16 protein-coding genes are annotated in these 14,976 nt (G+C 66.9%); 8 read left to right on the forward strand and 8 right to left on the reverse strand.

Features of this window, described 5'->3' with window-relative positions:
* Positions 1-8 precede the first annotated feature (8 nt).
* On the forward strand, positions 9-911 hold the full coding sequence (locus tag AC5QAH_RS17110) for an SPOR domain-containing protein (RefSeq protein ID WP_010486901.1): 903 nt from the start codon (positions 9-11) through the stop codon (positions 909-911).
* 127 nt (positions 912-1,038) lie between these two features.
* On the opposite strand, the gene AC5QAH_RS17115 is transcribed toward AC5QAH_RS17110, so the two are convergent.
* Both AC5QAH_RS17115 and AC5QAH_RS17120 read right to left on the reverse strand, forming a co-directional pair.
* Positions 1,039-1,791, reverse strand: a complete 753-nt coding sequence (locus AC5QAH_RS17115; RefSeq protein ID WP_053442396.1) for an SDR family NAD(P)-dependent oxidoreductase — start codon at positions 1,789-1,791, stop codon at positions 1,039-1,041.
* 100 nt (positions 1,792-1,891) lie between these two features.
* Positions 1,892-2,380: a hypothetical protein gene (locus AC5QAH_RS17120; RefSeq protein WP_019337644.1), complete on the reverse strand. Its 489-nt coding sequence runs from the start codon at positions 2,378-2,380 to the stop codon at positions 1,892-1,894.
* Between the two features lie 84 nt (positions 2,381-2,464).
* Between AC5QAH_RS17120 and AC5QAH_RS17125 the strand changes: the two genes are divergently transcribed.
* On the forward strand, positions 2,465-2,932 hold the full coding sequence (locus AC5QAH_RS17125; protein WP_005411992.1) for a YehS family protein: 468 nt from the start codon (positions 2,465-2,467) through the stop codon (positions 2,930-2,932).
* Here AC5QAH_RS17125 and AC5QAH_RS17130 read toward each other — a convergent pair.
* Positions 2,901-3,788 (reverse strand): LysR family transcriptional regulator, encoded by an 888-nt coding sequence (locus AC5QAH_RS17130; RefSeq protein ID WP_053442395.1) that lies wholly within the window; start codon positions 3,786-3,788, stop codon positions 2,901-2,903. The two genes, AC5QAH_RS17125 and AC5QAH_RS17130, sit on opposite strands and share 32 nt — an antisense overlap.
* Positions 3,789-3,932: 144 nt before the next feature.
* Here AC5QAH_RS17130 and AC5QAH_RS17135 point away from each other — a divergent pair, with 144 nt between their 5' ends.
* A complete protein-coding gene (locus AC5QAH_RS17135) occupies positions 3,933-5,081 on the forward strand; it encodes an MFS transporter (RefSeq protein WP_265330720.1) in 1,149 nt (382 codons plus the stop codon).
* Here AC5QAH_RS17135 and AC5QAH_RS17140 read toward each other — a convergent pair.
* Positions 5,078-5,776 carry a TorF family putative porin gene (locus AC5QAH_RS17140; RefSeq protein WP_053443780.1) on the reverse strand — a complete coding sequence of 233 codons (699 nt, stop codon included), beginning with the start codon at positions 5,774-5,776 and terminating at the stop codon, positions 5,078-5,080. The genes AC5QAH_RS17135 and AC5QAH_RS17140 overlap by 4 nt on opposite strands.
* 130 nt (positions 5,777-5,906) lie before the next feature.
* Here AC5QAH_RS17140 and AC5QAH_RS17145 point away from each other — a divergent pair, with 130 nt between their 5' ends.
* Complete coding sequence (locus tag AC5QAH_RS17145; protein ID WP_049403467.1) at positions 5,907-6,344, forward strand: DUF6165 family protein; 438 nt, start codon at positions 5,907-5,909, stop codon at positions 6,342-6,344.
* Positions 6,345-6,350: 6 nt separating this feature from the next.
* Here the strand turns inward: AC5QAH_RS17145 and AC5QAH_RS17150 are convergent, their stop codons facing one another.
* Together AC5QAH_RS17150 and AC5QAH_RS17155 are read right to left on the reverse strand one after the other, a co-directional pair.
* On the reverse strand, positions 6,351-7,040 hold the full coding sequence (locus tag AC5QAH_RS17150) for a response regulator transcription factor (protein WP_019337639.1): 690 nt from the start codon (positions 7,038-7,040) through the stop codon (positions 6,351-6,353).
* A gap of 190 nt (positions 7,041-7,230) precedes the next feature.
* Complete coding sequence (locus AC5QAH_RS17155; protein ID WP_010486919.1) at positions 7,231-7,803, reverse strand: OmpO family porin; 573 nt, start codon at positions 7,801-7,803, stop codon at positions 7,231-7,233.
* A 211-nt stretch (positions 7,804-8,014) separates the two neighbouring features.
* Between AC5QAH_RS17155 and AC5QAH_RS17160 the strand changes: the two genes are divergently transcribed.
* Positions 8,015-10,417 (forward strand): S9 family peptidase, encoded by a 2,403-nt coding sequence (locus AC5QAH_RS17160; RefSeq protein ID WP_100447413.1) that lies wholly within the window; start codon positions 8,015-8,017, stop codon positions 10,415-10,417.
* A gap of 91 nt (positions 10,418-10,508) precedes the next feature.
* A complete protein-coding gene (locus AC5QAH_RS17165; protein WP_049455507.1) occupies positions 10,509-10,868 on the forward strand; it encodes a DUF1428 domain-containing protein in 360 nt (119 codons plus the stop codon).
* 15 nt (positions 10,869-10,883) lie between these two features.
* Here AC5QAH_RS17165 and AC5QAH_RS17170 read toward each other — a convergent pair whose 3' ends face one another.
* Positions 10,884-11,576, reverse strand: a complete 693-nt coding sequence (locus AC5QAH_RS17170) for a hypothetical protein (RefSeq protein ID WP_495232464.1) — start codon at positions 11,574-11,576, stop codon at positions 10,884-10,886.
* A 107-nt stretch (positions 11,577-11,683) separates the two neighbouring features.
* Positions 11,684-12,577, reverse strand: a complete 894-nt coding sequence (locus AC5QAH_RS17175; protein WP_049455508.1) for a hypothetical protein — start codon at positions 12,575-12,577, stop codon at positions 11,684-11,686.
* A gap of 490 nt (positions 12,578-13,067) precedes the next feature.
* On the opposite strand from AC5QAH_RS17175, the gene AC5QAH_RS17180 reads away from it, so the two are divergent.
* Positions 13,068-14,501, forward strand: a complete 1,434-nt coding sequence (locus AC5QAH_RS17180) for a Do family serine endopeptidase (protein ID WP_049455509.1) — start codon at positions 13,068-13,070, stop codon at positions 14,499-14,501.
* 101 nt (positions 14,502-14,602) lie between these two features.
* On the forward strand, positions 14,603-14,968 hold the full coding sequence (locus AC5QAH_RS17185; protein WP_010486932.1) for a hypothetical protein: 366 nt from the start codon (positions 14,603-14,605) through the stop codon (positions 14,966-14,968).
* The last annotated feature ends 8 nt before the right edge of the window (positions 14,969-14,976 follow it).

Genomic DNA, 14,976 nt, shown 5'->3' on the forward strand with positions numbered 1-14,976 from the left:
CAGTACACATGGCAGCACGACGCGGCAAAAACCAGGCACGACGCAACAGCAGCAGCCAGGGAACACCCGGATGGGTGTGGCTGGTCGCTGGCGTGGCGATTGCAGCCGTGGTGTTCCTGGCGGCGCCGAACCTGTTCAAGGGCGAAGGCGATGGCTTCCTTCGCGCCGGTCCGCAGCCGAACCCGAACGCGCAGCCGGCCCCGGTCGCGGATGCCGACAGCGATGTTGGCGCCCAGCCGGCCGCGCAGCCGGCCACGCCGAAGCCGGCCGAACCGGAGAAGCCGGCCGCCACCCAGTACGACTTCTACACCCTGCTGCCGGGCAAGGAAGTTGAAATGTCCGACGCCGAACTGGCCGCCAGCGCGCGTGCCGAAGACCAGCGCCGGGCCAAGGCCGAAGCGCAGCGCGCGCAGGCGGCTTTGGAAGGCAAGCCGGTTCCGGCCGCCGCCGCTGCACCGGCACCGACAGCAACCGCCAGCGTGGCCAGCACCGCACCGGTAACCGCCACCAGCCGTCCGCTGCCGGCACCGCTGAGCGAACGCCCGGCTGCGGCAACGCCTCCGGCCAGCACGCCGACGGCGTCGACCAGCGCCGCCGCCGCCACTCCGGCAGCGCGCGCGGAAACCCCGCCGACCGCGGCCAGTACCCCGGCCGCTGCTGCGCCGGCCGCCGCCGACAACGCCCGCTACATCCTGCAGGCGGGTGCGTTCGGTGCCTCCGGCGATGCCGAAGCGACCAAGGCCAAGCTGGCGATGATGGGCCTGGCGGCACGCGTGGAATCGGCGCAGATCAACGGCAAGACCGTGTACCGCGTGCGCATGGGGCCGTATGGCAGTGCCGGCGAGTTGTCCGAAGCCAAGCAGAAGCTGGACGGCACCGGCCTGCAGGCGATGGCGATCAAGGCGCAGTAAGCCTGCCGCTGTGAACGAAAAAGCCGGGCATTGCCCGGCTTTTTCGTTTCTGTAGAGCCGAGCCATGCTCGGCTGAATCCAGACGAAGCCGAGCATAGGCTCGGCTCTACAGGACCCGCGAAGCAGGTCAGCCTTCGCGGGCGACCTGGAAACCGGCGAAGGACTGGCTGACCGGCATCAGCTCCAGGCGATTGATGTTCAGGTGCGGCGGCAGGCTGGCCACCCAGAAGATCTGTTCGGCGATGTCTTCAGCGGTCATCGGGTTGGCGCCGGTATAGAGCTTGTCCGATGCCGCCTGGTCGCCATGGGTACGCACCACGGTGAACTCGGTTTCAGCCATACCCGGCTCGATCGTGGTCACGCGCACGCCGGTGCCGTGCAGGTCCGAACGCAGGCCCAGCGAGAACTGGCTGACGAACGCCTTGGTGCCACCGTAGGCGTTGCCACCCGGGTACGGGTAGACGCCGGCCACCGACGAGATGTTGATGACCGCGCCCTTGCGCTCCACCAGCTGCGGCAGCAGGCGATGGGTCAAGGTCACCAGCGCGGTGATGTTGGTGTCGATCATCGTGGTCCAGTCCGACAGCTTGGCGCTCTGTGCCGGCGCGGTGCCCTGTGCCAGGCCCGCGTTGTTGACCAGCAGATCGATCTGGCCGAACGCAGGCGGCAGTGCCAGCAGGGCCGCCTCCATCGCCACCGGATCGCGGATGTCGAAGGCAGCCGCGTGCACCACGTCCTTGCCGTAGCGCTCGACCAGCGGCTGCAGGCGTTCACCGCGGCGGCCGGTGGCGATCACCTTCCAGCCCGCCTGGGCGAAGCGGTGGACGGCGGCGGCGCCGAAGCCGGACGTGGCGCCGGTAATCAGGACAGTGCGGGTCATCAGGCAACTCCAGGGGGGGAAAACCGGACGCCCATTCTGGCACCGTCGGCCGGCCCCTGCGTTGCCGATGCCGGCTGACCACGCCCGAGGCGTGCGCGGCTCAGCGCACGCGGAATACCCGGGCCTTGGGCAGGTCTTCGTCGACCTGCAAGAACCAGCGCCCGGAAATTCCTGGAACAACGGCGATCTGCGGCGACTGCAGCACCTTGCGCAGCTTCATCTGCCCCTTCATCACCTGCCATTGCTGGCCGTTATCAAGGGTGAACAGCGTGCCGGGCTGCCAGCCTGCGACCTCTCCGACCACGCGTGCATTGACCGGTCCTTCTTCCAGGCCCAAGTGCATTGCTGCCGGTGCCGGCACATTGGCAGGCAGCGGCGCAGCGGCGGGGGCCACCGCTGCCGTCGGCCCGGTGGCCGCGCGCTCGGCCTCGCGCAGTACCCGGTTCAGTGCCTGCAACTGCGCCGGACTGAGCCCGACCTCGGCCAGTTGGGATGCACTGAGGCGCCGCTCGACGGGTACGAAGCGGTCCTGGGCGAAGGCAGCGAAGCTGCTGGCGAGCAGCAGTGCGGAAAACAGATACCGGCGCATGCAAGGGTCCCAGCGAACGAGTGCCCACGATGCTGCAGTTCGATGACAATCCGGTGACACGCCAGGGGCCGCTACAATTGGGCCATGATCAACAACGATGTCCTGCGCAGCGTGCGCTACTCCCTGGACCTGGGCGACCACCACGTGGTGACCCTGTGCCAGATGGCCGACCCGGCCTTCGCCGTGGATCCCGAGCAGGTCAAGGCCTGGCTGCGCCGCGAGGACGAAGCCGGTTTCGAGGCGATGAGCGACAGCGCGCTGGCGCACTTCCTCGATGGCCTGATCGTGCACCTGCGCGGTCGCGACGAGAGCCAGCCGCAGCGTGCGGTGGAAACCCGCATCGACAACAACCTGGTGCTGAAGAAGCTGCGCGTGGCGTTCCAGCTGCGCGACGTCGATCTGATGGAGATCTTCGCCAGCGCCGGTTTCAACGTGTCCAAGTCGGAAGTGGGCGCGCTGTTCCGCCAGCCCGGCCACACCAACTACCGGCGTTGCCTGGACCAGATGCTGCGCAATTTCCTCAAGGGCCTGAGCCTGCGCCTGCGCGGCTGAGCACGGCCTCGACGAACACCCGCGCCGCCGGTGTCGGCAGCCGCTGCCAGACCAGGTGCACGCGGCGGGTCGGGGTCGGCTGCAGCGGAATCCGCACCACGCCTTCAAAGCCTTCGGCAATCAACGTCGGCACGATGCCAACCGCCAGCCCATGGCGGACGAAGCGCTCGATCAGTTCCATCAGATTGACCTCGAAGCGCACCGCATGCGACAGGCCAGCGGCGGCGAAGGCATCGTCGGTCTGCCGCCGCGCACCAGTGCCGCGCGGGAAGTCGACCAGCGCCTCGTCCTGCAATTCGGTCAATGGCAGCCGCTTGCGCCGGGCCAAGCGGTGCGACGGCGCCAGCACCGCCACCAGGTCTTCTTCCTGCAGCATCTGGTGGCAGACCCCGTCCAGGCCGGCCGAGGGTGACAACCCGACCAGCGCCACATCCAGGTCGCGCGACTGCACCTGCGCGATCAGGTCCTCGCTCTTGTCCACCCGCAATTGGAATTCCACCTGCGGGTGCGCCTGCTGAAAAGCTGCCAGCATCGCCACTACATCGATATCGGTCAGCGAGGAGATCTGCCCGATCGCCAGCAGACCACGCACCTCACCACTGACCGCGGCCACGTCGGCGCGCAGGTGACGCAGGCTGACCAGCACCTGGCGTGCGTGCACCAACAGCGCCTCACCCGCTGCCGTCGCCCGCACCTGGCGCGGCAGGCGTTCAAACAGCGGCGTGCCCAGTTCCTGCTCCAGTGCGGCGATCTGGTGGCTGAGTGCGGACTGCACCACATGGCAGCGTTCGGCGGCGCGGGTGAAGTTGCCTTCCTCGGCCAGGGCGACGGCAAACTCGAGCTGCTTGAGGTTCACCCTGCTATCTCGTTTCCAGATGACAGGGATGATGATGATTCATTTCCATCATCGCTGCAGCAGGCGGACACTGTGCACCCCGCTTCTCTGGAACACCGCGTGAGTCCGTCCCTCCCCCCTCTGCACCGATGGCAGGTGCTGCTGATGTCGGTGGCCACCGGCGTGGCCGTGGCCAGCAACTACTATGCGCAGCCGCTGCTGCACACCATTGCCGATGCCTTCGGTGTGCCGTTCGGCCAGGTTGGCATGGTGGTTACTGCCGCACAGCTGAGCTATGCCGCCGGACTGATCCTGCTGGTGCCGCTGGGAGACCTGTTCGAACGCCGCCGCCTGATCGTGGTGATGAGCCTGCTGTCGGCGGGCGGGTTGGTGATCAGTGCCTGTGCGCCGTCGCTGACCTGGCTGCTGGTGGGCACCGCGATCACCGGCCTGTTCTCGGTGGTGGCCCAGGTGCTGGTGCCGTTCGCCGCTACGCTGGCCGCGCCGGAACATCGCGGTCGCGTGGTCGGCACGTTGATGAGCGGCCTGCTGCTGGGCATCCTGCTGGCACGCACCGTGGCGGGACTGCTGTCAAGCCTTGGCGACTGGCGGCTGGTGTACGCGATCGCCGCCGGCACCCTGGTGCTGACCGCACTGGCACTGCAGCGCGGCCTGCCGCGCTTCCACCACAGCGCCGGCCTTGGCTACTTCGCGTTGCTGCGCTCGATCGGCGTGCTGTTCGTACAGGAACCGGTGCTGCGCCAGCGCACGCTGCTGGGCGCCTGCAGCTTCGCCATGTTCGCGATCTTCTGGACGCCACTGGCGTTCCTGCTGGCACAACCGCCCTACGCCTACAGCGACGCCACCATCGGCCTGTTCGGACTGGTCGGCGCCGCCGGCACGCTGGCGGCTGGCCTGGCCGGCCGCATGTCCGACCGCGGGCAGACCGGCCGCGCCACCGCCATCGCACTGGTGCTGTTGCTGCTCTCGTGGCTGCCGCTGGGGCTGTCGGCACACTCGCTGCTGGCGCTGCTGATCGGCGTGGTGGTGCTGGACCTGGCCGCGCAGCTGCTGCACGTCAGTAACCAGAACCTGATCTATGCACTGCAACCGGCAGCGCGCAACCGCCTCAATGCAGGCTACATGACCGGCTACTTCATCGGCGGTTCGCTGGGTTCGCTGTTGTCGGCGCAGGTCTACCAGCGCTTCGGCTGGACCGGCGTCTGCGTGGCCGGTGCCACGGTGGCCGTGCTGGCCCTGCTGCTGTGGCTGCCCGGCGCGCTGCGTGCGCGCCAGGCGGTGTCGTCGAACTAGAAGCTGCCCTGCAGCGCCAGCTCCCAACGCCCCCCGGCATTGCCCGGGAACAGGCGCTTGGCCGCGCTGTCAGTGTCATGCACGGTGGCACGCAGCTCCCATGCCTGGGTCAGCGAGGCGATGGCACTGAGCTGGCCATGCAGGTAATCCGGACCCTGCGCGGTGGCCAGCCAATACTGGCCCACCGCCGCCTCCAGGCGGAACCGCTCGTGCAGCGGTACCCGCACGCCCAACTGGGCATAGGTGCCGCGATGGCCGCCGGCCAATGCATCGCTGGAATGGGCGACCTGCAACCAGGCGCGCTGCTTCCAGGTCACGGTGGTATTGAGTTCGGTCCAGTCCAGCGCGCGGCCGGTGCCCGGGTACATGTAGCGGGTCAGGTTGGCATCCAGTGTCCAGTCCGGGGCCAGCGCACCGGACCAGCCCGCCACCAGGTCGAACTCGCTGCGCGCGCCGTTGTCCGGCTTGAACGAAACGTTGGAGCCCCACACGCTGGCGTACCAACCCGATGGGATCGAAACCTTCGCGCCCGCCTGCACCGCCGGGTCGCCGTCGCTCTGCGAGCTGCCACGCCACACGTAGTCACTGGTCAACGCCGCACTGCCACTGACCTGTACCTGTGCCTGCGCGCTGCCGATTCCGAGCAGCCCTGCCAGGGCGGCCACCACCGCCGCCATCATCCCCTTGCTGTTCACTGCACTGTGTTCCTCGTCGAAGGCGGTCACGCCGCCGGGAACGCAGTGTCGAGGCGGTGGCCGTAACGGATCGAGGGTGCTGCCGGGCCCGTGGCGCAAATTCGGCGTAAATCCCGCGGATCGGGGCCACATGCCAGCAGCGCGGTATCATGGCGCCCTGTTTCCAGGAACCAACCGCGTGGACGCCATCCTGACCCCGGTATCGATCGGCGAGCTGATCGACAAGATCACCATTCTCCAGATCAAGGCCGAGCGCATCGACGATGCGGCCAAGCTGGCCAACGTGCGCACCGAACTGGACGGCCTGCTGCCCTTGTTGCAGCAGCAGCTGCAGGCACAGCCGGCCCTGGCCGCGCTGCAGCAGCAGCTGAAGGCGATCAACGAGCGCATGTGGGACATCCAGGACCAGCTGCGCGACAAGGAAGCGGCCCAGGTATTCGACGATGCCTTCATCCAGCTGGCACGCGGTGTCTATGGCACCAATGGTGAGCGCGTGCAGGTGAAGAACGAGATCAACCGCGTGGCCGGTTCGGCGCTGGTGGAAGAGAAACAGTACCAGGGCGAGTAAGTCCGCTCATCCGCATTCGAGCAGGTGCCGGATGCGGAACAGCTCACCATCGCTGTGGATGCCCAGCTTCTCGTAGGCGGTCCGCTTCTGCGTGCTGACCGTACTGGCCGTGCGCCCGAAGCGCCGCGCCACCTCCCCGGTGGTGCAGCCCTGCAGGACCAGCCGGAGCACCTCGCGCTCGCGTCGGCTCAAGGGCGTGAGCACCGGCGCCGGTGTGCGCCGCATGCGCGATCGGCTCAACTGCGTGCGCAACTCCGGGGGCACGAAGCGGCCGCCACGCGCCAGTACGTCAACTGCGCGCCGCAACATCTCCGGCGTGGTTCCCTTGGACAGAAAGCCGCGCGCGCCGGCCTGCATCGCCATGGTCACCGTGCTGGCATTGCAGTGCGCAGACAGCACCAGCACCGGCAGCAGCGGCCAGCGCCGCGACAACAGCCGCAACAGGGCCAGGCCCTGTTCGGGTCCGCACGGCGCCAGCAGGTCGATCAGCAACAGGTCGATGCCATCCGGCTGGCGCTGCAGCAGATCGAGCAGATCACCTTCGCGGGTGAAGCTGCCACAGACCTGCACGCCACCGTGCTGGCAAAGCACCACCTCCACCCCCAGGCGCAGCACGGGATGCGGCGCCAGCATTGCCAGGCGGCGGGGCCGATCGAGGGGCCGATCGAGGGGCAGAGCGGGAACGGCAGGCGGCATCACATGGATCCGACGGTACGAAGTGCCCACCGTAGGCCCGCGCCGGGAGCAGCGGAATCCAATTTATTGCAACGCAGCAGCGGCCCCGGAACATGCTCAGCTGCGGTTTCGGGTCGTCACAACGCAACAGGCCCGGCATGCGCCGGGCCTGTCGAGGCATCTTCAGCGCGCAGGCGCGCCGAGGAAGCTATTACCAGCTGAAACGCGGGCCGACGGTGTATTCCTTGTCGCCGTCGCGGTTCATCTTCAGCTCGCCATTGATGCCCCAGTTCTGGTTCAGCTTGACCTGGCCACCCAGGCGACCGTACCACTGGCCTTCCGGATTGATGCCGTGCTTCTTCGAGAAATCTTCGTAGCCGACCATGCCGTAGACTTCGGCGTGGGCACCGAAGGCGGTGCGGATACCCGCTTCAGCGCTGTAGCCGTTGAAGTCCAGGCCGTGCTTCTGGTCGCGCTTCTGGTAAGCAACGCGGGCAACGAAGTCGGTGGTCGGGGCGATTTCAACGTTGTAGCCGGCGCCGATCTTCCACTGGTCCAGCTTGATGTTGGTGTGGTCGATTTCCTGGCGGCTGTACTCACCGAAAGCGTGGAAGTTCGGCAGGAAGCCGTACGAACCCTTCACGCCCCAGCCGTCGGCCTTGAACGCGTCGATATCGGTCTTGGCGTAGTCGGCTTCGGCGTAGTTGTACGACAGGTTCTCAGCAGCCGAGGCGGTGAACGGCAGGGCAGCGGCCAGGGCCAGAGCAATCAGCGAATTCTTCATGGGGGTACACCTTTTACTTTCTTATGGTGTGCAGCAGCGCCAGGGCGCCATCGCATCGGGAATGTAAATTCTCCGTTATTCGCCACAACGCTCCCTGAAAACAGCGTTCTTCGCATTGCTGAATTTTTTGGCTTGATTCAGGCTGTCTCTGGCATACGCGCGCGGCGCGCGTGCATTTGTGGTTCGTCACCGACTGCAACAGGAGGTTGCCTTGCACGTTTCCGATCCGCTGCTGATGCCTGTTCGCGCCGCCCTCCTGGCCTGCGCTTCCCTGTTTCCGATCCATGCTGCGCACGCGCTGCAGGCGGCTGACTACCAGCGCGCCGAACGCGTGCATGACAGTCATCTGCGCGGTGCGCTGCGCAATGCATCGGTCCTGCCCCAGTGGCTGGCCGATGGGCGCTTCTGGTACGAACGCGAAGACACACAGGGCCGGCGCCAGGCGATACTGGTCGATCCAATCCAGGCTACGCGCCAGATCCTGTTCGAACCCGATGCGCTGGACGCCGCAGTTGCACCTCTGGGTGCCAGCGGGCCACGCCTGCGCTTGAACAACGTGCAGGTACTGGATGATGGCCTGCGCCTGCAGTTCAACGGCGAGGCGGAGATCAACTGCCAATGGCCACGCCTGCAGTGCACGGCCGCACAACAGGCGTTGCCGCCGGCTGATGCACTGCCGTCGCCCGGCGGTGATGCCTGGCTGCAGGTACGCGACCACAACCTGTGGCTGCAGCGCTCTGGAGCGGCGCCGCAGCGACTGACCCAGGGCGGTGAAGCTGGGCATGGCTATGGCGTACTGCCGGACTTCACCCTGCGCGGCATTCCACGCCGTCAGGGCCGGATGCCGGCACGACCGTTTGCGGTGAGCTGGTCACCCGATGGCCGTTACGCAGCCGGCATCCGCTACGACGAACGCGCGCTGCAGGACTATCCCTATCTGGAAAGCAGCCCGACCCACAGCGCGCGGCCGCGCGTGCATACCGTGAAGCTGGGGGTACTGGGCGATGCACAGCAGGTATGCGACAGCCTGTATGTGATCGATATCCCCAGCGGCAGGCAGCATGACATCGCGCTGCCCGAGGGCTGGAACACGCTCAGTGAGGCCGGCATCCTGGGTTGGGACGGCGATCGGTTGTATGCCGTGATCGCGCACTTCGGCACGCCGCGCAGGCTGCGCCTGGTGGAGATCGATGCCAACAGCGGTGCATTGCGCACGGTTGTGGAAGAAGCCAGCGACACTCGCCTCCAGCTCAACGTGTATTCCTACAACCGGCCAGCGGTGGCCATCCTGCCCGGGCAGGACACCGCCGTGTGGTTCTCGCAGCGCGATGGCTGGGGCCATCTGTACCGGGTGCGCCTGTCCGATGGCAAGGTGCTGCGCCAGCTCACCCGCGGCAAATGGGTGGTGCGTGACCTGCTGGGTGTGGACGCTGCGGGTGGCTGGGCGTACTTCAGCGCCGGTGGCGTCGACGGTGGCGACCCCTACGTGCGCGGCCTGTACCGGGTATCGCTGCAGGGCGGTCCGATCCAGCGCCTGGCCGCCGATGGCAACGACCACATGGCCGATGCCGGTACCGGCGCGCTGTTCGGGGGGCGCGCTCCCCAGGCGCTGTCGCCTGGCGGTGGGTATCTGGTGGATACCGTTTCCCGTCTCGACCAGCCACCACGCACCGTGCTGCGGGCCAGCGATGACGGACGTGAAGTGATGGTGCTGGAAACAGCCGATGACAGCGCGATCATTGCTGCCGGCTGGCGCGCACCACGGCGCGAACGGCTGCTGGCCGCCGATGGACGCACGCCGATCTTCGCCACCGTCTACCTGCCCCGCGACTATCGCGATGATGGCAGCTTCCCGGTGATCGACGCGATGTACGGTGGTTCCTTCATCAGCAATGCGCCGGTGACCTACGCCGAGGCGGTGTCTGCCCTGAATCCGGTATCCCGCGCCAGCCTGGCCGAACTCGGCTTCATGGTGGTCAGCATCGATGCGCGCGGCACCGGTGGCCGCGACAAGGCATTCCATGACAGCAGCTTCCTGCGCGCCGCCGATGTACAGCTGGATGACCATGTGGCTGCGCTGCGCCAGCTGGGCGAACGCTACCCGGGCATCGACCTGGAGCGGGTCGGCATCTACGGGCATTCGTTCGGCGGCTATAGTGCAGCGCGCGCCCTGCTGCGCTATCCCACGTTCTACAAGGTGGGCGTGGCCTCGGCTGGCAGCCACAATTTCCAGGGTATGTACGGCGGCGCCCTGCACGGCATGGACCGGCTGTTCGGTGGGGTGCTGCCGGCCACGCCCACTGCCGAAGGCGTGCCGGCGCCCTTTGCCGGGCTCGACAATGCGGCACTGGCCGGCAACCTGCGCGGGCATCTGCTGCTGGTCTATGGCGAACTGGACGAGAACGCGCCACCGGCGCTGACCCTGCAGCTGGCCGCCGCCCTGAACAAGGCCCAGCGCAGCTACGACCTGCTGTACCTGGCCCGGCAGGACCACGAACTGTTCCGCAACGACGCCACCTACACGCACCGCATGTGGGACTACTTCGTGCGCCACCTGGCCGGCCAGCAGCCACCGGATACGGTGCTGGCGCCGCTGCCCGGTGGCCCGGGCTGAACAGGCGCACACAGGATGTCGATCCACGACGCCCTGGTTCGTCGGGTACTTGAAGGCCGTGCATGCGGCACGGTCCATCCGGAGGCAGGCTATGAGCTACATCGATGGTTTCGTCCTGGCGGTGCCCACCGCCAACAAGGAGAAGTTCCTCGCCCACGCACGCACAGGAGATCCCGTTTTCATCGAATACGGCGCGCTGCGCGTGGTCGAGTGCTGGGGCGATGACGTGCCGCACGGCAAGACCACCGACTTCTTCGGCGCAGTGAAAGCCACGCCGGACGAGACGGTGGTGTTTTCCTGGATCGAATGGCCGGACAAGCCGACCCGCGACGCCGGCATGAAGAAGATGATGGAAGACCCGCGGTTTGATCCTGCGAAGAATCCGATGCCGTTCGACGGCGCGCGGATGATCTACGGCGGCTTCGTGCCGCTCTACGAGCTGACGCGCTGAACCGGGCGGACGTGCTCAGCGCGCGTCCGTTTCATCGCTGGCAGACGCATGGCCGGCGCCCAGAGCGGCGCCGGCGCCGAGGCCGACACCCCCCATGCCAGCGCCCATTCCGCCACCGCCACCTCCTCCACCCGCGCGACCGCCCTTGGCATCGCCCTCGTTGCGGCCCTTGCCGCCACCACTGGCGCCACCCGGCCGGGTCGGCCCCTGCGGCGGTATCTGCAGGTCGGCCGGAATCGGCGTCAGATCCAGCGCTTCGCGCACGAAGTCGCGCAGCGAGACCACCAGTTCGTGGGTATGTACCGGCCGCCCCTGTGCCAGTTCATTGGCGGCACGCGCGGCCAGCCGCACCTGTTCGTCGGTGCCCAGCAGCAGGATGTCCGACAACGCCGCTTCAACGGCATCACGGATGCGGCGCGCGCGATCCGAACGGGGCTCGGCGATGCCCTCGGCATCCTCGCGCTGGCGCAGGTCACGGCGATGGCTGGGATCCACACCCAGTTCGCCGGTGAACGAACCGCCCAGGGTCTTGTAGGCCGCCATCAGCGTGCGCAGCCGTTCGTTGATCTGCCGGTTCTCGCGCTCGCGGCGCTGTTGCAGGGTCTGCATCACCAGCAGGCGGATGCCCACGCCCAGCAGGGTGATCAGGACCAGGCCGGCCAAGGTGGACAGCACGCCCTGCCAGGAACTGAAGTCGATACCGCGCATGCCCGGGGCTCCGGCGGGAAGAACCTGCATCCTGCCCCAGACCGCGTCCCAGAAACGCGAAAGGCCCCACCACCCGGGGGGTGGCAGGGCCTTCGGTCACGGCGCGATTACTTGCGCTTGGCGACCTTGCGCACGGCCTTCTTGGCCGGAGCCTTCTTGGCGGCGACCTTCTTCAGCGGCGCAGCCTTCTTGGCGACCGTCTTGCGGGTGGCGGCAACCTTCTTGCCAACTGCCTTCTTGGCAACGGCGGTCTTCTTGCCGACAACCTTCTTGGCAGCGGCGGTCTTCTTGCCGACGGCCTTCTTGGCGACAGCAGCCTTCTTGCCCACAACCTTCTTGGCGGCAGCGGTCTTCCTGGTGGCGACCTTCTTGGTGGCGGCAACCTTCTTGCCGACAACCTTCTTCGCAGCCACGGCCTTCTTGCCAGCGACCTTCTTGGCGGCGACGGTCTTCTTGGCCACGGCCTTCTTGGCGGTAGCGACCTTCTTGCCGACAACCTTCTTGGCGGCCGCGGTCTTCTTGGCAACGTTCTTCTTCGCGACGGCAGCCTTCTTGGTGGCGGCCTTCTTCACGGTGGCGACCTTCTTGCCGGCAGCCTTGGTGGCGGCCTTGGTGGTCTTCTTGGCAGCAGCGGCCTTCTTGGTCACAGCCTTGCCTGCAGCTGCCTTCTTCTTGGCCACTTCCTTCTTCAGGGCAGCGGCTTCGGCCTTGGCGTTCTTCTTGGCGGCTTCCAGCTTCTTCTTGGCGTTGGCAACAGTCTTGCCGACCGACTTGGCAGCCTTGTCGGCCTTCTTGGCAACGGTCTTCTCGACCTTGGCCACGGCCTTCTTGGCCTTGGCAACGCGGGTACCGGCAGCCTTGGTGGCGCGCTTGACGGTCTTCTTGACCGACTTCACTGCGTCTTCGGCAGCGTGGGCGATGGTCTCGCCAACGTTGGTGGCGGTTTCTTTGACGTTCTCGACGGCGTCGGTCACGACCGACACACCATTACCGTTGCTCATGTTGCCCTCCTGGGGGCCTTAAGTATCAAAACGGGGCGATGCTATACCGACAATGACGATCGTGGAACGGGGCATGCACCAGCAATCGCATCTGCTGCGACGGCAATGGTGTAGCCGGGCACCCTCGCGAGCGCAGTGGGTTGACAGGAAACCCCTTTTTTTCAGTGCTGCGCCGCACGATCCGGGTAGCGGCAGGTGCTGCCTGCGTGCACCAGTCCGAATACAGCGAAAGGCGTGCGATATGGCGCATCGCGGCACCAGGATGCGCAGAACTGCGCAAGTATCGGCCTGTATCCACATGCGCTTCGGCAGACGTCGGCACGTTGAGAAGCACGCCCTATGCTGTCGGTACCGCCCCACAGATGGCGATGCCGACCCACGTTCCGGGCGCCGGTTTTCATGGCGCATTTATCCAGATCGCGACACACTCATTCAGCTTGTTTTACCGTAGGGCCGAACCGCCCCCACCCACGCCAGCGAACCGACTCCCATGCGACCGCTTCCCACCCTGCTCACGCTCGCAATCGCCGCCGCCTTCGGTGGCTTCGTTGCCACCGGCATCAATGCCCACCTGGACAACCGTGCCGATGCCGCGCCGCTGCCAGCGGTGCTGCCGACCACGGCGGCATTGCCCGCCTCGGTAGCCGGACAGGCGGTGCCGTCGCTGGCACCGATGCTGGAGAAGGCCATGCCGGCAGTGGTCAGCGTCAACACCAAGCAGGTGGTGCGCGTGCGCAACCCCTTCTTCAACGACCCGTTCTTCCGCCGCCTGTTCCCGGACATCCCGCAGGAACGCATCAACGAATCGCTGGGCTCGGGCGTGATCATCGACGCCAAGGAGGGCCTGGTACTGACCAACCACCATGTCATCGACAACGCCGATGACGTACAGGTGACACTGGCCGACGGGCGCACGGTCAAGGCCGAATTCCTCGGTTCGGACCGCGATACCGACATCGCGCTGATCCGCATTCCGGCGCAGAACCTGACCGACATCAAGCTCGGCAACAGCGACCAGCTGCGCGTGGGCGACTTCGTGGTGGCCATCGGCAATCCGTTCGGCTTCAGCCAGACGGTCACGTCGGGCATTGTCTCGGCGGTGGGCCGCAGCGGCATCCGCGGCCTGGGCTACCAGAACTTCATCCAGACCGATGCGTCGATCAACCCGGGCAACTCCGGTGGCGCACTGGTCGATCTGCAGGGCCAGTTGATCGGCATCAATACCGCCAGCTTCAACCCGCAGGGCAGCATGGCCGGCAACATCGGCCTGGGCCTGGCGATTCCCTCCAACCTGGCACGCAGCGTGGTCGACCAGCTGGTCAAGCACGGCGTGGTGGTGCGCGGCACGCTGGGCGTGGAAAGCCAGAACCTGACCGCCCAGATCGCGCAGGGCCTGGGCCTGGGCGAAACCCGCGGTGCGCTGATCACGCGCGTGCTGGCCGGTTCGGCCGCCGCCGCCGCCGGCTTGAAGCCGGGCGACGTGGTGGTCTCGGCCAACGGCCAACGTGTAGACAGCGCCGAAGCCCTGCACAACGTGGAAGGCCTGGCCGCGGTCGGCAGCGCATTGACGCTGGACGTGCGCCGCGAGGGCAAGCCGCTGCAGATCAAGGCAACGTTGAAGGAACAGGCGCGCGCGGTCACCGGCGAGAGCCTGGACCCGCGCCTGACCGGGGCCACCTTCGTCGACCTGCCCGAGTCATTGCGCCAGTCCGGTGTCGGCGGCGTGCTGGTCAGCGAGGTCAAGCGCGGCAGCCGCGCGGCCAGCAACGGCCTGCAGCAGGGCGACATCATCACCGATGCCACGGTGGGCGAATTCGCCGACCTGGCCAGCTGGCGCGCCAACTTCCAGCAGCGCCCGCCGACCCTGGTGATACGCGTGCTGCGCAACAATGGCCAACAGCAGGGCCAGCTTGTGATGCGCTGATCGCCCTGCCGTAACACCCCCTATACCCCGGCAATGCTATTGCTGTCAGTCCAGGTCGGCACCGCCGACACCCGTTCCCCCATCGCAACAGGAGTGATTCGATGAGCCCCACCAATACCGAGAACCTGAAGGAACACCTGGGTGAAGCCGGTTCCCACCTGAAGCAGGCCGCGTCGGCCGCCGGCGGTGCAATCAAGGGTGCAACCGGCGCAGCGACCGACGAGCTTCGCATCGGCAAGGCCAACGTCAAGGCTGAACTGTCCGACAGCGCACTGTCCGGCTTGGCCGCCGCCGAGTTCGGTGGTGCCGCCGCCAAGGAGCAGGTGGATGCGCTGATGGACAAGGGCAAGGACCTGATCGACAGCGCCGCGGAGCTGATCCGTGAACGTCCGCTGGCCTCGTTCGGTGTTGCCTTCGCTGCCGGCTGGATCATCGCCAAGCTGGCCCGCGGCAGCAGCGACAAGTAAGCCGCGGC

Source organism: Stenotrophomonas sp. YJH_SMC_43, assembly GCF_059372535.1.